This window comes from Paraburkholderia franconis (genome assembly GCF_009362735.1).
Taxonomy (GTDB): domain Bacteria; phylum Pseudomonadota; class Gammaproteobacteria; order Burkholderiales; family Burkholderiaceae; genus Paraburkholderia; species Paraburkholderia franconis.
The window spans coordinates 15,192-33,454 of record NZ_WHNP01000041.1 but is presented as its reverse complement, the minus strand read 5'-3'; the positions used below and the strand labels follow the sequence as shown (position 1 = coordinate 33,454).

Genomic DNA, 18,263 nt, shown 5'->3' with positions numbered 1-18,263 from the left:
GGATAGTAAGTCAAACCGATTTGGAAGTCAAAACGGAATGAAAAAGAAGTACAATGAGCGTGCTTGCCCATCATTTCGTCACACGAGTGTGGTGACGGGGCGCGACGAAATCGTGGGGTGGAAGAGTTGAAAACGAATCTGAAGGCGCTGGCGAGCGCGCTGGGCCTGTCGAGGACGACCGTCAGCCGGGCGCTGAACGGCTATGACGACGTGAGCGAGGCGACCCGGCAGCGGGTGGCCGAGGCGGCGCGAGCGCTCGGCTATCACGCCGATCCGACTGCGCGCAGATTGGCCACTGGGCGCGCCGACGCGATTGGCATCGTGTATCCGTTTGGCGCGAGCGATCTGGGCGATCCGCGTTTTTGCGAGGTCGTCGCAGGCATTACCGAGGCGCTCGGCGAGCGTGACATGGATCTGATCATCGCGTCCGCGCGGCCGAATGCGGAACTCGAGACGTACCGGCGCCTCGTTGAAGGACGCTCGGTCGACGGCCTGATCGTCGCGCGCACGCGGATGGACGACAGACGCGTCGCGCTTCTCCAGGAGCGGAATTTTCCATTCGTTGCTTACGGCCGCACGAATGCCGAGCAGCCCTATTGGTGGTTCGACTTCGACAACGAAGCGGGCGCGCGGGCTGCCACACAGCGGCTGATCGACTTCGGTCATCGCAGGATCGCGCTGATCAGCGCGCCGCTCGCGATGACCTTCGCGGCCCAGCGCCGTGAAGGCTTTGTGAGCGCACTGCGCGACGCGGGCCTCGCTCCGCTACCTGAACTGATGGTCGAAAGTACGTTCGACGGCGCGGGCGGTCATGATGCAGCCACCGCGCTACTGAACCTCGCCGAACCGCCGACTGCGGTGCTCGTGGACAACAACCTCGCAGGCGCGGGCACATTTCGGGCGATTATCGACAGTGGTCGCAAGCCCGGCCGCGACGTTTCACTGATCGTTTATGACGGCGTGCCCTCCGACGTCTCGCATCCGTACGCAGTGACGGCCGTTACGCAGCCGACTGGCCACGCATCCGGCAAAGCCATTGCCGAACTGATGCTGAACGCGATCGCGGATCGGGACCGTTGTGCGCATCGGCTTGCGTTGCCTCGCATCGAGCCGGGCGATACGGACGGCCCGATGCATTGACGCTCACCCGGAATCGGTGGCATTACGTAAAAGTATCACCCATCGGCAGCGCCCGCTTGACCTCGTCGCTGTGGAGATAGATCGAGGTTGTCGAATGGATACATGGCGACGATTGTCGCGAACGGAGGTCAGTTCCGCGCCGCGGCCCAGCGCGTCGGGCGCCTGCGTGTGCCGCCTGTCTCATGGACGAGACGGGAGGCACACGGCCGCCATGCATGGGCTTCAGGCGGGCGATGACCTCACGGTCATCGCGCTGTGGCTGGGTCACGCGAACCCAGCGATCACTCACATGTACATAGAGGCAGACCTGATCGCGAAGGAGAGAGCCCTCTGTACACCCCGATCCCCCAACGACAAACCACGCATAATTCCGGCGTCCGTAATGCCGACATTTTCTTGATGACAATGCCGTGCCGGGGAGAAGAAGTGGGGTTCGGAGGGCGTACCCGCTTGGCATAACGCCCGTGAGGCCTTTGACAACAACGTGAATATCGGACGCTCTATGCCTGGAAACGCAGCAGAGTGACTTCTTCCGGTCGACCTGCCCAGACGGCAACTGCTGAACAATTGTCCGCCGGTGCATCGGCGCCGTGCTGTTGCGATACTGCGTGCCGTAGCAGGTTCAACCAGTCGTCTACGTTATCGACAACACGCAGATGTCCCTCGAGCAGTGCATCCGGCATCGCGTGCCACAGTCCATCCGTGCACAGCAGGAAGACATCGCCGTCCTCTAGCGGCTGTCGAGGAGCGATACATGGCGCGACATCCCCTCGAATGCCGAGCGCTGAATCAAGAAGACTCGCGCTGATGCCATTGACGGGTAGACCTGCATCCGTCATCCGTTGCAACAGGCTGTGGTCACGGGTTCGCTGCATCAGCGAGCCGTGACGAAAGTGATAGACGCGGCTGTCGCCGAGATGCGCCCACTGCGCGGCGCGAGCATCCCGATCGATGAACAGCGCCGCCACCGTCGCACCCATCCTCCTGTTGTCTGGATTGCGTGCCTGCTCTGCGAGAATCGCATCGTTTGCATCTTCGATGCAGGCGAGTATGTGGGATGTCGCCATTGCACGCGCGCCGCCATGTGCAAGGATGTGCTTCACTGCATACTGCGCGGCCACGTCGCCACCCGGCTCACTGGCGATGCCGTCGCTCACGACAAAACAGGCGTGGTCATCGGCCACCACGCAGCCGACGGCGTCCTGATTATGCGAGCGGCCTCCCAGGTCCGAAAAGTACGCGTATGAAATGTCCATGTACTCGGCGCTTCAACCACGGCCGCTTTTGCGATATTGCGCGACCTCTGCGTCGTAAGCCGCGAGAAACGCGCTGCCGAACACTGCGCTGAAATCGTCCTCGACAGCAAGCAGCGTATCGTGGTGCAGTTTCGAATAAGCGTTCCACAACTGGGCCTTGCGCCATGCCGGTATGAAACGGTCCAGCAAACGCTCGACAGGTGTGCGCTGTTCGAGTCGTTCGGGTGCGAAGCGCTTGAGCAGCTCCGTGAGCGCCGCGCGCATCCCGGCGACCATCGCTATCTGATGCGCGTGAAGATCGTCGAATGCATCGCTGACGGCGCCCTTCGGCGACATGAATCCGGGAAACGGCAGGCCGAACATCTGCCGGAGCACGGCGCTGCCATCGGGCAGCAACTTGAGCGGATTGTTTTCGCGGTCGAGAAGAACGGTCATGTCGGCCTTCACTTCGCGCTTCAGAATGCTGCGTGATGACAGCAGCTTCACCGTGCCGTTGGCGAAGAGCGCGAGCAACTGTCCTGCTGTATGCAACTGCTCCGCCGTCCACTGGTCGCTCGCCGTGTCGAGGCCAGCGCCTTGCAGAAACGCCGCTAACAACGCTTCGGCCGATACGTCAGTGCGCTTTGTTGCGGCCATCTTGTGAGTGCCGGTTCCCTTCAGCGGGGCTTCGTCGGCTGCCTGGATTGGGCTTGCGGCGGCCGTAGCGACGGGACGTGCGCGCATCGATTGTGCCCAACCTCCAGCATGATCCGAGGCAGCATATGGCGCATCGAAACGTCGACCGCTCGTACCGGATGCCGCGGGCGACAGCGGTGCCGCGGACTCGGGCAAGTTGCTCTGCGAGCCACGGAGCATCGCGTCGTGCGGGCTGTCCGCTAACGGCCCGAACAGCGCTAGGGGATCGGCCGGCACCTGTCGCAAGTCGTCGTAGAAGTTGCTCGCATGAGGTTGGGATGGCGCTTGCCGCTCGCGCACACCTGATTGATGTCCGGCCGCTATGCCGTTGCCGCCGTTGCCATAGCGCGATTCGAGCGACTGCCAGAAGTCGTCCTGCACAGGATGATCGGGAGTGGCCTGAGAATCTTGCGGCGCGTCGCTGCTGCTCGCGCGATCGTCGACAGCCCGCAGCATGTACGAACCGATCCGGATCGCATCACCCGGTTCGATCGCACGTTCTTCCGCGCACGCCAGCGGCGTGCTGTTGACCTCGATCACGGACACGCTGCTGAGATTCTTCAGTACGCAGCGTGCCCTGTCGATCTGCAGCAGCGCCTGCAACCGCGAGATTTGCCGTGTCTCGTCGGGCAGCACGAGATGATTGTCGACGTTGCGGCCGATTGTTCCACCGGGTGGATGAAATATGGCCGTTACGCCGTGTTGTACGGGCCGGCCTGCATGTTCGATGACGGTCAATTGCATGGTGGGTGCCTGACGCGATGGTGCGATGCCCTGGCGCGCATCGGGATGCTATGACGAAGACGCCGCGGCGCGTTGGCGGCGCGCTGCCTCGAATGCAGGGCCCCAGATCGGATGTCCGCGCTCCGCGGCGGATAGTTCGAAATCCGGATCGATGTCGAGGATCTTCCGGAATTCGGCGCGGCACGCCGATACGCGATTCGTGACGCAGTAGCTGAACGCCATCAGCTTGTGTGCTTCGATCTGCGTCGAGCGGTTCGCCCGATCGATCTCGCTTGCGTGACTGAGCAACTGGATCGTGCGCGAGTACTCGCCGGCGGCGTAGGCGCTGCGCGCGTTCTGCACGGTTTCGTCGGCCGCGCGCTGTTGCGGTGAAAACATCGAACATCCGGCGAGTGTCGCGACAAGCAGTGCAACGAGCACGGGTTCAATGATTGGCATCGGGCGTTTTTTCAGCATTCCAATTGAATATCAGCAGAATTTTCATGTGGGAACGGACAGGTTTAAAGCCTGCCGTCAATGATTTTATTCAGGGCGCATCTGTCGTGCGGCTCAATGAACTATAGAACGCAATTCGTTGTTTGGTTTATTAATCGATTAGTAGATTTAATCCACTATAAACAGCGCTGGATCTGATTTTTTACAAATCCTATAAAGCATGAAAAAACAAAAAATAGTTAGAAGAACGATTCGAGTAATAACGTTTTAATCATGGTAAACCACACATTGAAATTTAATGGAATTGTGAACTACGCTGAATCCCGTTTTGATCGTCAGGTGCTCGTTGGCCATTCAAACGCACTGCATGGCGATCGTCATGCCGGTAAACACCGGTTCTTCTTCGACTGACCGACACGGTTAGCCACTCTCGTTGCGCCGATGCTAAAGGCGCAACAGCACATGCCGTTCTCACGAACGCGAAAAGAGATGACGCAAGTTTCGATGAAAGACGCGCATTGGCGCGTCGTGGGAATCGTGTTGACAGGCGTTGCGCTGGGCGGTTGCGCCGCAACCGAAAAGCAGCTGCCCGTTCCCTATGTCATCACCTTCGATGTCGCGCCGGACGTGAATCCTGATAGCGCTGCAAGGCCATCTCCCATCGTCTTGCAGATTTTCCGACTGAAGTCGGCGGCAAGTTTCGACGGCGCCGATTATTTTTCGCTTCAGAGCAAGACGCAAGGCACGCTGGCGGGCGAATTGATCGGCGTGGACCGGATAATCCTGCGTCCAGGCGAATCGCGCACCATGCGTTACGCGGGCGACCTCGATGCGCGCAGCGTCGGCGTGGTCGCGGGCTATCGTGGGCTCGAGCGCAATCGCTGGAAACTGATCGTGCCGCTGCCCGCTGCGAAAGAGACGAACCTGCTGAAATTCTGGCAAATGTCGCCGGGCGAAATCAGGCTTTCCATTGCCGTGCGCAACGGCGGGATGCAAATCGTCGACGAAAGCGGAGCAAAGCGATGAGCGAACGTGTTTCACCTGTCAGGGCAGGTGCGGCGCTGCGTCGCCGCGTCGTCTGGTCCGAAGGCATGTTCCTTCGTCCACAGCATTTTCAGCAGCTCGAGCGCCACTTCGAACGCTACGTGCAATTGCGCTGCCTGCCCGCGCAGGGTCTGTTCTGGGGCTTCAGCAAGCTCGAAATCGATACGGAGGCCCTGGCGCAGGGCAAGATCGTTCTGTTGTGCGCGTCGGGCGTGATGCCGGATGGCACGCCATTCGATTTCTCCGGCGGCAGCGATGCGCCGCAACCACTCGACATCGGCGGCGACGTCGCGAATGCGGTGATCGTTCTCGCTGTGCCGACGTGGCGTGGCGACAATGTCCAGGTGTCGTTCGAAGAAAGCGGCGCGTCGGCGCTGTCACGGTATGTCGCGACCGAGACCGAGGTCGAGGACGTCAACGCGATCGGACTCGGCCCGGCGCTGATCCAGGTCGGCAAGCTGCACTTGCGCCTGATGCCGGAATCGAAGCTGTCGCCGGACTGGCAGGCTATGGGTGTGATGCGCGTCGTCGAACGCCGCGCGGACCGCAGCGTGATCGCAGACGACAGCTACATTCCTCCGCTGCTCGCCGCACACGCGAGTCCTGTGCTTGCGAGCTACATGAGCGAACTGCACAGGCTGCTCATGCAGCGCGGCGAAACGCTCGCAAGCCGCCTCGCGCAGCCCGGCCGCGCCGGAGTCGGCGAAGTGGCGGACTTTCTGCTGCTCGAACTGATCAACCGCTACATCGCGGTGACCTGGCACGCGCAGCAACCTTCGGCGATCCATCCAGAGATGCTGTATCGCGACTGGCTGAAGCTCGCCTGCGATCTGAGCACGTTTACATCCGGCACGCACAGTCCGCAGGTTCTCCCGCCATACCAGCACGACGATCTGAGTACGACGTTCGGCATCCTGATGAAGGAACTGCGCCGCTCGCTGGCGACGATGCTGGAGCAGAACGCGATCGAGATCGAGCTCAAGGATGCGGGCAATGGCGTGCGTGTCGCCATCATGTCCGACACCGAACTGATGCGCGATGCGGGCTTCGTGCTAGCCGTGTACGCGGACATTCCCGCCGATGTGCTGCACGCGCGCTTTCCTGCGCAAGTGAAGCTCGGCCCCGTCGAGCGGATACGCGATCTCGTGCAACTCCAGTTGCCCGGGATCGGCGTACGCGCGCTGCCTGTCGCACCAAGGCAGATTCCTTATCACGCGGGTCATGTGTATTTCGAACTCGACAAGAGCGGCGAACTGTGGCGGCAACTCGACAGCTCGGGCGGATTGGCATTGCATCTGGCGGGCGACTTCCCGGGGCTGTCGCTGGCTTTCTGGGCGATTCGCGGCTGAGAGGTGTGGCTGAGATGCACGACAGGAACGACTCATGAACCACTGGCATGAAGCAGTCGCAGGCGCACACGGGGGCTTCGTTCGTCCGAACCCCGGTGGCGCGCCGCCGACACCCGACGCGCAAGCGGCGAACTCCGCCCCGCAGGAGCCGATGCCCGATTACGCGGTACCTGTTGGCAGCAATCCGCTCGTCGCGGTTGCGAACCCGTTGCTCAATCTCGTTCCGCAGATACGCTGGACGGTGCATCACCCGAATCCGCGCTGGCTGCGCGAGCATCTTGCATCGGAGATCCGCCAGTTCGAAATGCGCGCGCAGCGAGCGGGCGTGGCGCTCGAGGCAATCGTCGGCGCGCGCTATTGCGTGTGCACGGCGCTCGACGAGGCGGCGTCGCTGACACCATGGGGCGGCAGCGGCGCATGGTCCGCCGACAGTCTGCTCGTCGCTTTCCACAACGAGACGTGGGGTGGCGAGAAGTTCTTCCAGGTGCTGGCGCGCCTGTCGGAGCATCCGCAACAGCACCTTGATCTGATCGAACTGCTGTACTGCTGCCTTGCGCTCGGATTTGAAGGACGCTACCGCGTGCTCGACAACGGGCGCGCGCAACTGGACGCGCTGATGCAGCGTGTCGCGCAGCTGATCCGTCAGGCGCGCGGCGAGTTCGACGCGCCGCTTTCCCCGCACTGGCGCGACGAGATCCCCACCGAACGCGCGCGCCGCTTCATCGTGCCCGTCTGGGCGTGCGCTGCGCTGGCGGGGCTGATCGGCTTCGGTGCGTACCTTGCATTCGAGCTTACGCTCGCACGGCAGTCGGACCAGGTGTTCGCTTCCATCGACCGGGTGCATGTGCCGCATCTTCAGTCGCAGCAACCCGTTGTCGAGTCCGCTCGCCCCGCGAGCGCGCCGCGGCTTGCGGGCTTTCTCGACCCCGAGGTTAGCGCAGGCCTCGTCTCCGTGCGGGATGATGCGGATCGCAGCGTCGTGACGCTGCATGGCGACGGACTGTTCGAATCGGGATCGGCCGCCGTCATCGGTCGCTATGCCTCCGTCCTTGCGCGCGTGGCGGATGCACTGGAGCGCGCGCCCGGCCGCATTGTCGTTGCGGGCTATTCGGATAATGTGCCCGTGCGCAGCGCGCGTTTCGCATCCAACTGGGATCTGTCGCAAGCGCGCGCCGAAGCTGTCGCGCGGCTCCTTGCATCGCGCGTCACGCAGACGGACCGCATTCACGCGGAAGGGCGCGGGGAAATGGACCCCGTCGCGCCGAACGATACGCCCGCGAACCGCGCACGAAACCGGCGCGTCGAAATCACGCTGCTGGCAGCGCCATCGTCTGACGGGGCCGCGTCTTCCACGAAGGTGACGCCATGAGCCACGCACTCGCTTCACCTTTGCCAGCGCGTTCGTTCGTGCTGCGTGCGTGCGGTGCGTTTGCAGGGCTCGCCGCCCTGGCCGTATTGATCTGGATCGCGGGGCCGCTCGTGGCGCTGGGTGACTGGCGCCCGCTTGAATCCGGCGTCGCGCGGGCACTGCTGATCGGCATGCTGTTCGCCGGATGGGGCGCGCGTGCCGGCTGGCGCCGCTGGCGTGCTGCGCGTTTGAACGCGCAATTGCTGAACCAGTTGCAGGCTAGCGGCCCATTGCCCGGCAATGCAGAAGCGGAGCCCGCGCATCTCGCGGAATTGCGGCACCGCTTCGGCGAGGCGGCGGCGCAGTTGAAAACCATGCGTCTCGCGCCAGGCGACGACAGGCGTTTGGGCTTCTCGGGCTGGATCGCGGGCCTGTCGCGCCGTTACCTGTATCAACTGCCGTGGTACGTGTTCATCGGCGCGCCCGGTTCGGGCAAGACGACGGCGCTCGTGAACTCGGGGCTGAGCTTTCCGCTTGCCGAACAGTTCGGCAAGGCGGCAATTCGCGGCGTCGGTGGCACGCGCCATTGCGACTGGTGGTTCACCAACGAGGCGGTGCTGATCGACACAGCGGGGCGCTACACGACGCACGAAAGCAATCGCGCGCTGGATGAAGATGAGTGGCGAGGCTTTGTCGGCCTGCTGAGAAAGTACAGGCCGCAACAGCCGCTCAATGGTGCCTTGCTGACGATCAGCGTGGCGGACCTGCTCGGGGCATCGGATGCGCAGCGCACCGGGCACGCGATGGCCTTGCGCAAGCGCCTCCAGGAACTGAGGAGCCAGTTGGGCATTCAGTTTCCGGTCTACGTGCTGGTGACCAAAGCCGATTTGCTGGCCGGCTTCTCCGAGTATTTCGGCGCATTGGGGCGCGCGGAGCGGGCGCAGGTGTGGGGCTTCACGTTCGGGCTCGACGAGAGCCGCGCGCAGGGCTTCGATCTGCGCGGCGCATTCAATCGCGAATACGACCTGCTGCACCGGCGGCTCAATGACGCGTTGCCCGAACTGCTTGGTGCGGAATCCGACGTGCGCAGGCGCGAACTGATCTATTCGCTGCCGCAGCAGTTCGCGCTGCTGCGCGACGTGCTCGCGCAACTTGTCGAGGAAGTGTTCTCGCAGTCCCGATTCGGCTCGCTGCCGATGCTGCGCGGCGTCTATCTGACGAGCGGCACCCAGGAGGGCACCGTGTTCGATCGCGTGATGGGGGGCATCAAGCGGTTCCTGCAGATCGATGGTATGCCGCCCGCGATGCAGACGGGCACGAACGGGCGGAGCTTCTTTCTGAAGGACCTGTTGCAGGGGCTCATCGTCAGCGAGACGACGCTGGCAGGCACGAACCTGGCCTGGCATCGGCGCCGACATGTGATGATGCTTGCGGGCTATGCGACGGCAGCCGTGTTGCTGTGCATGGCGCTCGCGCTGTGGATGCGAAGCTATGTGAACAACAGCGGCTATCTCGACGACGTGAGCGCGCGCGTCGCAACGCTGGATCAGCAGTTGAGGCGCGCGCCGCTGACGGACGCTACCGGCATCGGCCGGGTGCTGCCCGTGCTCGACGACCTGCGCCACCTCGCGCGGACGGATCGCGTCGATCCGCAGTCGCCGCCGCTTGCGTACCGGTGGGGGCTCTTTCAGGGCGACAAGACGCGCGCGGCAGTGAACGGCGTCTATCAGCGCGCGCTCGACGAATTGCTGCTGCCGCTGGCTGCCCGGCGTCTCGAAGCGACGCTGCAGAGTGCGCGCAGCGACGATCCCACGTTCGCCTATGCCGCTCTCAAGGCGTACCTGATGCTGTACGACAGCGCGCACTACGATCCTCCGTTCGTGCAGGCCGTGCTCGCTCTGGAGTTCGAGCGGGCGTTGCAGCATCCGCTGACGGCCGCGCAGCGTTCGGCGCTGGCCGCGCATCTCGCGGCGCTGTTCGCTGATCGCATGGTGCTGTCGCCCTTCGCGATGAACGAACAACTGGTTGCGCAAACGCGCGCGCGGCTGCAACAGCTCACGTTCGCGCAGCGGCTCTACGCGCAGCTGACGCACACGTTGCGCGGCGCTACGCAGTCGTATGACTTCGACGTTGCGCATGCCGCCGGCCCGTCCGCTGCACTCGTGTTCCGCCGGCAAAGTGGCAAGAGCCTGAATGACGCGTTGCCGGGGCTATACACGTACCGTGGCTACTGGGACGTATTCGACAAACGGCTTGACGAGTCGATCGGCACGTTCGCCGGCGAAGAGAAGTGGGTGCTCAACCTGAAGGAGAGCGACGTGCCGAATCGCGCGGCGGCCGAATCGTGGGCGCGCGACATCCGCACGTTGTACCTCGACGACTATATGCGCGTGTGGGATGCGTATCTGAACGACATTCGCCTGCAAACAGGTGATTCGGGTGACTCGCTCGCGCAGAGCATTCAGGCCGCGCGCGTGTTGTCGTCGCCGGATTCACCGTTGACCCGACTGATCGACGCCGCCGCCGCGCAGACCGCGTTGATCCGCAGCGACGCGGGCACAGGCGGCGCGGGATTCGCCGACCGCGCGCAGGACAAGGTGGAAAGCGCGCGACACGCGCTGGCGGGCATTTTCTCGGCAGGGCAGGCGAACGGCGCCGCCGCGCAGAGCGACAGGCCGGAGGCCGTAGTCGACAACCACTTCGCCGGTTTGCGCCAGTACGCGCATGTCGAAGGCCGGTCGGGCAATGCGCCGATCGACGGCATGTTGAAACTCATCGACGAGCTTTATACGTATCTGAGCGCAACCGACGCGGCGCTCCGCAGCGGCGGCATGCCGCCCCCATCCGATGTGCCTGACAAGGTGCGCGCGCAGGCCGGCCGGATGCCTGCTCCGTTCAGGCAGATGCTCGGCGATCTCGCCGATGGCGCGAACGGCAGCGTGGCAACGCTCGCGCAACGCAATCTCGCGCGCAGCGCGTCGGCCGATGTCGGCGACTTCTGCCGTCAGGCGATTGCAGGCCGCTATCCGTTTGCTCACGGCTCGTCGCGCGACGTCGCGCTGGGTGACTTCGCTCAGCTCTTCGCTCCTTCGGGACTGATGGACGACTTCTTCCGCAAGAACCTGCAGGCGCAGGTCGATACGGCCACTCGGCCATGGCGGTTCAATGCCGCTTCCGCGAGCGCCAATGCGACAGCGACGGCAGGCGGGATCGCGGCCGGGAATGCGGCGCCGTTTCTCGCATCGTTCGAGAAGGCCGCCGTGATCCGCGACGTGTTCTTCGCCGGCGGCAGTCGCGACCCAGCGGTGAAGGTGCAGATCAAGCCGCTCGACATGGATCCGTCGATCTCCGAATGGGCGCTCGATGCAGGCGGCCAGACCGTGCACTACGCGCACGGACCCCAGGCGCCCGTCACGTTGCAATGGCCCGCGCCCGGCGGCGGCAATCAGGCGCGGCTGCAGGTCATCGAGCAATCGGGCGCGACGGACGGATGGGTCGCAGACGGACCGTGGGCACTGTACCGCCTGTTCGATCACGCGCGGATCGAGCGGGGCCGCTCGCCGGAAGAGCTCATCGCGAGCTTCGCGGTGGACGGTAAGCAGTTCAAGGTGCAGATCACGGCGGACTCGGTGCATAACCCGTTTCGTCTCGCGCAAATGGAGTCGTTCACATGCCCGGCGAAATCATGAGTACGGCGTCGAACGGACATCTGTTGCAGTTCGGCTGGTTCGGCAAGGTTCCCGGCGCGGGCGACTTCGTCAATCGTGGCATGTCCACGCGGCTTGCCGCGTGGTGGGACGACTGGGTTCAGCAGGGCATGGTCTCGCTTCGGCAGGGCTTGCCTGACGGGCTCGCCCGCCACTTCGCAATTGCGCCCGTATGGCATTTCGCGATTCCCGCAGGCGCAGGCGCCGAATGCGTTCAGTTGGGCTGTCTCGCGCCGAGCTGCGACCGCGTCGGGCGGTATTACCCCGTCATCGCAGCGCTCGCGCTCGATGCGGACGTCTATACGCGCGATACCACGGCCGCCGCGGCCGGGTTCGTCGGCAACGTCGGCGCTGCGCTGCTGGACGCCGTGCGCGAAGCGCATGGCCCCGAGCAGTTGGACCGCGTATTGAGCCACGTACGGCTGCCGCGCGAAGCAGGGGCCAACAGCTTTTCTGATGGCGACACGCGGCGGGGACGCGAAGCGCAAGTCCCGGGCTGGCCGAATCTTGCCGAATTCTTCGATCCGCACGGCGCGACGAGCTTCTGGTGGGCGCTTCAGGCAAATGACGCGCCGCCGAAGACGCACGCGCATACGGGCAAGTTCGACGCGCGGCTCTTTCGGACGCTTTTCGGTGCGCCGCCGCGCGATGCGTACTGGCGCGGCGAGTAGGCTTCGCGCGGCTTGCCCGCAGTGCGAAGCGGTCGTGATTTTGATGAAGAGGTCGTAAATGATGGACCCGTTGTTCAAGGAACGCCTGACGACAGCAACCGATGCCACGAGTGCAACAAGCGGCGCGAGCGATGGCGGCGCGAGGCCACTGCCCGCCGGGCACCGGTTGGGGGACTTCGAACTGGACGCTGTGCTTGGCATCGGGGGGTTCGGCATCGTCTATCGCGCGTTCGACCGCACGCTGCAACGCGCGGTCGCCGTCAAGGAGTACATGCCTTCGCTGCTGGCGCGGCGCGGTGGTGACTTCACGGTCTGCCTGCGTGCGGAACGCTTTGCCGCCGCATTCGATTCGGGGCGCGCGGCATTTCTGAACGAGGCAAGATTGCTGGCGCAGTTCGATCATCCCGGTCTGGTCAAGGTGTTGCAGTTCTGGCAAAGCCACGGCACCGCGTACATGGTGATGCCGTTCTACGAAGGACCGACGCTCAAGCAGCGTGCCGCGAAACACGGGCCGATGAGCGAAGGAGAGTTGCTGAACCTGGTGGCGGCGCTGCTCGGCGCGCTGGACACGCTGCATCGCGCGCAGTGCTTTCACCGCGACATCTCGCTCGACAACGTGCTGATCCCGTCCGACGGCAAGCCCGTGCTGCTCGACTTTGGCGCAGCCCGCAAGTCGATCGGCGATGCCGTCGACGAAACGTCGGTGATGCTCAAGCCGGGCTATTCGCCGATCGAGCAATACACCGACGATCCCGCATTCGTGCAAGGTCCGTGGACCGATATCTATTCGCTCGGCGCGGTGATGCACGCGATGATTGTCGGCGAGCCGCCGCCGGCGGCCGTCGTGCGCAGCATCCAGGATGCGTGGCAGCCCCTGGCGTCGCGCGGGTTCGCCGGACGCGAGCGTTACACCCTCCCGTTTCTCGAAGCAGTCGATCACGCGCTGGCATTGCGCACGGAAGACCGTCCCGATTCCGTCGCGGCGTTTGCACGGCTGCTGGGGTTGCGTGAGGCGGGTGCCTGTGTGTATGTGGCCGGGGGCGCGCGCGATGCAGGTGTGCCGCTGCTGCCCGAGACACGAGATGACGCGGGCTACAAGGTGCATGAGGTGCATAAGGTGCCTCATCAACCCGCGCCTCCTCCACGCGTGCCATCGCGGGCGAGCGAAGTGCCGCGGGCGTCGGACCTTCGAGACGAGCGGGATGGGCAAACGGACGGCGCCATGATTCAAGGTGCGACCGGCTTGCTCGACGGCGCATCGAATGAGCATGCCGATCCCGACGCTACCGTCGCGCCCCCTGTCGGCGATCCCCGCCCCAGTCACGCGTCCGCGGAGCAGCAACGGGAGATCGGCGATCACATCGAAAGCGGGAGCGTCAGCAGTGCGCCATCGGACAACCACCGCATGTGGGCTGCGGATGCGCTGCAACGCGCGCATTCCACCCTCGCGCGTATGACGAGGTTGTGGAGTGTCGTTGCTTTCGCGATGAAGCGCAGCGCAGAACGTGTCGATCGCAGGCGTTCCGTTGCGATCGCCGGCACGCTGGTTCTGATCGCGATTGCATGCGTCGCCACATACCGACTGTTCGAATACGCGATACGGGCACCTGAACCGAAGACGGTTGCCCGGACGGCTCCTGCCACCGCCCATGCGCCAGTCGTGACTGCGCAGCACGCACCGCCGACTTCGCCCGCAGGCGGGTCCGTTCCACGTCGATCCGAACAGCTCGAACCGACGGCACCCGCCACGACCGCGCCCGCGTCCCAATCGTTCGGCGCAGAAACGCAAGCACGCACGACGCACGCAGCCGTTGATGAGCAGATCGCGTCCGCTGCGACAGCCACCGACGTGCAAACGGCTCCGACATCGATCACATCTGGAGTCGACGTCGCGCAAGGCGCTTCCGCCAGCGACGAACATAAGGCGCCGAAGCTCGTCGCCATCCGCTTGCAGGTCTATCCGTGGGGCGAAGTGTACGTCGACGGCGTCAGGCGCGGCGTCAGTCCCCCGTTGAAGACACTGGCGCTTGCACCCGGTCAGTACGGCATCGAGATCCGCAATGGCCAACTGCCGCCGATGCGGCGAACGGTCAGGCTCGATCCGGGCAGCGGCCCCGTGAACATCAGTTACCGATTCGAATGAGAGCGGTTTGCCACAAGGACATCACTGCCATGATCGAACCCTTTCTTGCTCCCGTCGATGCCGATTCCCGATGCGGGCCCGATCTCGAGTACGACGCAGACTTCCTGCTTCTACAGCAATGCGCCGCGGGGCGGCCCGAACAGCAGTACGGCGCGGCAGTGATTGCAGAACAGACGCCCGATTGGGCCGAAGTGGAGCGCGCCGCGCAGTCCCTGCTCAGGCGCACGCGAGACCTGCGCATCGCGGCACCGCTGGTGCGCGCGTGGATTGCGCGGCGCGGACTCGGCGGCTATGCGGACGGGCTCGCCCTCGTTCAGCGATGGCTTGCAGACTACTGGGACGAACTGCATCCGGCGCCCGCCATCGACGGCGAGCTCGACCCGATACCCCGGATGAACGCGCTCGCTGGGATCGTTGGCGGCCATGCTTGCGCACGGGCAGCGCAGGAGCAGATGCTTGCGGACAACCTGACAGTGCGCGAGGCGGAAGACCTGCTCGACGGGCATCCTTCAGACGCCAGCCGGTATCCCGGCGGCGCCGAACGACTGAAGCATGAGATGCAGCGCTTGTGCAGCGAATGTGCTCACGAATGGGCTGTCGTATGCGACGTGCTTGACAGTCTCGATGCAATTCGTGCGACGGTGACGGCTCGCATCGGCCCGCAGTGGATGCCCGAGCCAAGCCGCGTCGAACGGGTCTTGCGGCGCATTCGCGACGAAGTGCCTGCACGGCTTGCCAGACCGCCCGTCGACACCGATGACGCCGAAAGCGGGCAGGTTGCGACGTCCGCCAGCAACGCGGAAACAGAAGGCAATTCCAGAAGCAACAGGCGCTATCCCGCTGCGGCCGATGCACAGGCCAATGCATGGGCCAATGCATGGCGCGACGCGGAGTTCATGAACCGCGGCGACGTCGCGCTGGCGCTCGAAAAAATGTGCCGCTATTTCGACGATCAGGAAATGGGCCATCCGGCACCACTGCTGCTGCGCCGCGTGCAGCGGTTGCTGACACTCGATTTCTACGAGCTCGTCAGAGACATCGCGCCCGAAGGACTGCAACAGGTCGAGCTGCTGAGCGGTCACGGCCGCAGCGCGTAGAGGGGAGACGCGCGTCGTCTGCGGACGTCAGCGCGCCTTCATCGTTGAACGAGGATCGGCGCACACATGGTGCGCGAGGAGCAGGAGCGAATGTCACGTCAGAATACTTTATCGAGTGGACAAAAACTGATCGCGCGCAATCGGGCGCCCCGCGTTCAGATCGAATACGACGTCGAGCTGTACGGCGCGCAGCAGAAGGTGCAGTTGCCGTTCGTGATGGGCGTGCTCGCGGATCTGACGGGCCATCGCGCGACGCCGTTACCGGATCTCGCGGAACGCAGATTCATGGAAATCGACATCGACACGTTCGACGAACGCATGAAAGCGCTCGCCCCGGCGTTGTCGCTCGAAGTGGATAACACGCTCTCCGGCGACGGCAAGCTGAAGGTCGATGTCGCGTTCCAGAGCATCGACGACTTCGGGCCAACTGCGCTCGCGCGCAACGTGGAGCCGCTGCGTCGGCTGCTCGAAGCGCGCACGGAACTCGCGAACCTGCTGTCGTATATCGACGGCAAACGTGGCGCGGAAGAACTGATCGCGCGTGCGCTCGCGAATCCCGATCTGCTCGCGGCGCTGGCGGGCACGGATGCGGGCGACCTGCCGCGTCTCGAAGGAGACAGCCATGAATAGAGATGCACAGACGTCGACGCAGGTCGTCGAAGCCACGCTGACGGACGAGCGATTCGCGGCGCTGCTCGACAGAGAGATCCGGCCCACGACGGAACAGGCGCGCGGCGCCGTGCAGCGCGCGGTGCGCACGCTCGCGCATCAGGCGCTCGAGCATTCGGTGACGATGTCCGCCGATGCATACGACGCGATCGCGCAACTGATCGGCGCAATCGACGGAAAGCTCAGCGAGCAGATCAACGCCATTCTTCACCATCCCGAGTATCAGCGACTCGAAGGCGCCTGGCGAGGGCTGCACTATCTCGTGAATCACACGGAGACCGACGAGCTGCTGAAGGTTCGCGTCATGTCCGCGAGCAAGCGCGAAGTCGCGCGAATGTTGAAGCGTCACAAGGGCGTCGCCTGGGACCAGAGCCCGCTATTCAAGCGGGTCTATGAGGACGAGTACGGCCAATTGGGTGGCGAGCCGTTCGGCTGCCTCGTCGGCGACTATTACTTCGATCATTCGCCGCCCGACGTCGAAATGCTGGGCGAGCTCTCGAAGATTGCGGCGGCCGCGCATGCGCCGTTCATCAGCGGCGTGTCGCCCGGGTTGATGCAGATGGAGTCGTGGCAGCAACTGTCGGACCCACGCGATCTGACGAAGATCTTCCAGAACACGGAGTATGCGACCTGGCGCGGTCTGCGCGAATCGGACGACGCACGGTACGTCGGCCTCGCGATGCCTCGCTTTCTCGCGCGACTGCCGTATGGCGCGCGCACCGATCCCGTCGACGAATTCGACTTCGAGGAAGACACAGAGGGAGCGCAGCACGACCGCTATACGTGGGCGAACGCGGCCTATGCAATGGCCGCGAATATCAACCGCTCGTTCAAGCTCTACGGATGGTGTTCGTCGATTCGCGGCGTCGAATCGGGCGGCACCGTCGAGAACCTGCCATGCCATACGTTTCCGACCGACGACGGCGGCATCGACATGAAATGCCCGACGGAAATCGCGATCAGCGACCGGCGTGAAGCGGAACTCGCGAAAAACGGACTGATGCCGCTTGTGCACCGGAAGAACACCGACGTTGCGGCATTCATCGGCGCGCAGTCGCTTTTCAGAAGCGCTGAATATCACGACCCGGATGCAACCGCGAACGCGCGGCTCTCAGGACGCCTGCCGTATCTGTTCGCATGCTGCCGCTTCGCGCATTACCTCAAATGCATCGTGCGCGACAAGATCGGTTCGTTCCATGAACGCGGCGACATGGAGCGATGGATGAACGACTGGATCATGAGTTACGTCGACGGCGATCCCGTCAATTCATCGCAGGAGAACAAGGCGCGCAAGCCGCTTGCCGCGGCTCAGGTCGTCGTCGACGAAATCGAGGACAACCCCGGTTACTACGCAGCGAAGTTCTTTCTGCGTCCGCACTATCAGCTCGAAGGGCTGACCGTGTCGTTGCGGCTCGTCGCGAAACTGCCGTCCGTCAAGACGGCCGACCGCTGATGCAAGGGCGATCACTTCAAAACGGAGGAAGGCATGGCAGTGGCAATGTTCATGAAGGTCGACGGCACGACGGGCGAATCGGCGGACGACCAGCACCAGGGATGGAGCGATATCCAGTCGTTCTCGTGGGGGGCGAGCCAGCCTGCCGCGATGGCCGTAGGCGGTGGAGGCGGCACGGGCAAGGCGAGCTTCAGCGACCTCGTCGTGGTCGCCTACATGGACAAGGCGGCGCCCGCGATACTCAAGTGCTGCGCAAGCGGCAAGCATCTCGACAAGGTTGAGATCTCGTCATGCAAGACGGGCGGCACGCAGATTGAGTTTTCGCGCGTGACGCTCGAAGAGGTGCTCGTCACGTCAGCGCAAGTCGCAGGCACCGATCCCGGCGATACGGCCGACAGGCTGCTGATGAACTACGCGTTCCAGGCCGCGCGCGTGAAGAAGCAGTACTGGGAGCAGAACGCCAACGGTGGCAAGGGCGCCGAGGTGACGATGGGCTGGGACATCAAGAAGAACAAGGAAATGTAGGCGGAGA

At 63.9% G+C, this 18,263-nt stretch carries 14 protein-coding genes and 1 pseudogene; 11 read left to right on the top strand and 4 right to left on the bottom strand.

Going from position 1 to position 18,263, the window contains the following annotated elements; translation table 11 throughout:
* Positions 1-126 precede the first annotated feature (126 nt).
* Positions 127-1,140 carry a substrate-binding domain-containing protein gene (locus tag GCT13_RS31675; RefSeq protein WP_152764945.1) on the top strand — a complete coding sequence of 338 codons (1,014 nt, stop codon included), beginning with the start codon at positions 127-129 and terminating at the stop codon, positions 1,138-1,140.
* 22 nt (positions 1,141-1,162) lie between these two features.
* On the opposite strand, the pseudogene GCT13_RS49660 reads toward GCT13_RS31675, so the two are convergent.
* The 4 genes and pseudogenes from GCT13_RS49660 to GCT13_RS31650 form a co-directional block, all read right to left on the bottom strand.
* Positions 1,163-1,314: pseudogene (locus tag GCT13_RS49660) on the bottom strand (site-specific integrase); the annotation flags it as partial.
* A gap of 326 nt (positions 1,315-1,640) precedes the next feature.
* Positions 1,641-2,396, bottom strand: coding sequence for a PP2C family protein-serine/threonine phosphatase (locus GCT13_RS31660; RefSeq protein ID WP_152764889.1), 756 nt, complete (start codon positions 2,394-2,396; stop codon positions 1,641-1,643).
* 12 nt (positions 2,397-2,408) lie between these two features.
* A complete protein-coding gene (gene tagH / locus GCT13_RS31655; protein WP_152764886.1) occupies positions 2,409-3,815 on the bottom strand; it encodes a type VI secretion system-associated FHA domain protein TagH in 1,407 nt (468 codons plus the stop codon).
* A gap of 48 nt (positions 3,816-3,863) precedes the next feature.
* On the bottom strand, positions 3,864-4,253 hold the full coding sequence (locus tag GCT13_RS31650) for a TssQ family T6SS-associated lipoprotein (protein ID WP_193727800.1): 390 nt from the start codon (positions 4,251-4,253) through the stop codon (positions 3,864-3,866).
* Between the two features lie 486 nt (positions 4,254-4,739).
* Between GCT13_RS31650 and tssJ the strand changes: the two genes are divergently transcribed.
* From tssJ to GCT13_RS31600, 10 genes are all read left to right on the top strand, one after another.
* Complete coding sequence (gene tssJ / locus GCT13_RS31645) at positions 4,740-5,276, top strand: type VI secretion system lipoprotein TssJ (RefSeq protein WP_227747105.1); 537 nt, start codon at positions 4,740-4,742, stop codon at positions 5,274-5,276.
* Positions 5,273-6,643, top strand: a complete 1,371-nt coding sequence (gene tssK / locus GCT13_RS31640) for a type VI secretion system baseplate subunit TssK (RefSeq protein ID WP_152764884.1) — start codon at positions 5,273-5,275, stop codon at positions 6,641-6,643. Before tssJ ends, tssK begins: the two co-directional genes overlap by 4 nt.
* A 34-nt stretch (positions 6,644-6,677) precedes the next feature.
* Entirely contained in the window at positions 6,678-8,012 is a 1,335-nt protein-coding gene (locus tag GCT13_RS31635) for a DotU family type VI secretion system protein (RefSeq protein WP_152764882.1), read from the top strand.
* Positions 8,009-11,680, top strand: coding sequence for a type VI secretion system membrane subunit TssM (gene tssM, locus GCT13_RS31630; RefSeq protein ID WP_152764880.1), 3,672 nt, complete (start codon positions 8,009-8,011; stop codon positions 11,678-11,680). The genes GCT13_RS31635 and tssM overlap by 4 nt, the downstream gene beginning before the upstream one ends.
* Positions 11,662-12,369, top strand: coding sequence for a type VI secretion system-associated protein TagF (tagF, locus tag GCT13_RS31625; protein WP_227747104.1), 708 nt, complete (start codon positions 11,662-11,664; stop codon positions 12,367-12,369). Before tssM ends, tagF begins: the two co-directional genes overlap by 19 nt.
* Before the next feature lie 61 nt (positions 12,370-12,430).
* Complete coding sequence (locus tag GCT13_RS31620) at positions 12,431-14,512, top strand: serine/threonine protein kinase (RefSeq protein WP_152764938.1); 2,082 nt, start codon at positions 12,431-12,433, stop codon at positions 14,510-14,512.
* A gap of 29 nt (positions 14,513-14,541) precedes the next feature.
* Complete coding sequence (gene tssA / locus GCT13_RS31615) at positions 14,542-15,609, top strand: type VI secretion system protein TssA (protein WP_152764878.1); 1,068 nt, start codon at positions 14,542-14,544, stop codon at positions 15,607-15,609.
* A gap of 90 nt (positions 15,610-15,699) precedes the next feature.
* Positions 15,700-16,239 carry a type VI secretion system contractile sheath small subunit gene (gene tssB / locus GCT13_RS31610; RefSeq protein ID WP_152764875.1) on the top strand — a complete coding sequence of 180 codons (540 nt, stop codon included), beginning with the start codon at positions 15,700-15,702 and terminating at the stop codon, positions 16,237-16,239.
* Positions 16,232-17,731, top strand: a complete 1,500-nt coding sequence (gene tssC / locus GCT13_RS31605; RefSeq protein ID WP_152764873.1) for a type VI secretion system contractile sheath large subunit — start codon at positions 16,232-16,234, stop codon at positions 17,729-17,731. The genes tssB and tssC overlap by 8 nt, the downstream gene beginning before the upstream one ends.
* 33 nt (positions 17,732-17,764) lie before the next feature.
* The gene (locus GCT13_RS31600) at positions 17,765-18,256 is read left to right on the top strand and encodes an Hcp family type VI secretion system effector (protein ID WP_087739649.1); all 492 of its coding nucleotides are present in this window, start codon (positions 17,765-17,767) and stop codon (positions 18,254-18,256) included.
* The last annotated feature ends 7 nt before the right edge of the window (positions 18,257-18,263 follow it).

Excerpts from the sequence above, each read along its gene's own strand:
- GCT13_RS31660 (WP_152764889.1), bottom strand. The coding sequence starts at position 2,396 with ATGGACATTTCATACGCGTACTTTTCGGACCTGGGAGGCCGCTCGCAT.
- tagH (WP_152764886.1), bottom strand. The coding sequence starts at position 3,815 with ATGCAATTGACCGTCATCGAACATGCAGGCCGGCCCGTACAACACGGC.
- GCT13_RS31650 (WP_193727800.1), bottom strand. The coding sequence starts at position 4,253 with ATGCCAATCATTGAACCCGTGCTCGTTGCACTGCTTGTCGCGACACTC.
- tssJ (WP_227747105.1), top strand. The coding sequence starts at position 4,740 with ATGACGCAAGTTTCGATGAAAGACGCGCATTGGCGCGTCGTGGGAATC.
- tssK (WP_152764884.1), top strand. The coding sequence starts at position 5,273 with ATGAGCGAACGTGTTTCACCTGTCAGGGCAGGTGCGGCGCTGCGTCGC.
- GCT13_RS31635 (WP_152764882.1), top strand. The coding sequence starts at position 6,678 with ATGAACCACTGGCATGAAGCAGTCGCAGGCGCACACGGGGGCTTCGTT.
- tssM (WP_152764880.1), top strand. The coding sequence starts at position 8,009 with ATGAGCCACGCACTCGCTTCACCTTTGCCAGCGCGTTCGTTCGTGCTG.
- tagF (WP_227747104.1), top strand. The coding sequence starts at position 11,662 with ATGCCCGGCGAAATCATGAGTACGGCGTCGAACGGACATCTGTTGCAG.
- GCT13_RS31620 (WP_152764938.1), top strand. The coding sequence starts at position 12,431 with ATGGACCCGTTGTTCAAGGAACGCCTGACGACAGCAACCGATGCCACG.
- tssA (WP_152764878.1), top strand. The coding sequence starts at position 14,542 with ATGATCGAACCCTTTCTTGCTCCCGTCGATGCCGATTCCCGATGCGGG.
- tssB (WP_152764875.1), top strand. The coding sequence starts at position 15,700 with ATGTCACGTCAGAATACTTTATCGAGTGGACAAAAACTGATCGCGCGC.
- tssC (WP_152764873.1), top strand. The coding sequence starts at position 16,232 with ATGAATAGAGATGCACAGACGTCGACGCAGGTCGTCGAAGCCACGCTG.
- GCT13_RS31600 (WP_087739649.1), top strand. The coding sequence starts at position 17,765 with ATGGCAGTGGCAATGTTCATGAAGGTCGACGGCACGACGGGCGAATCG.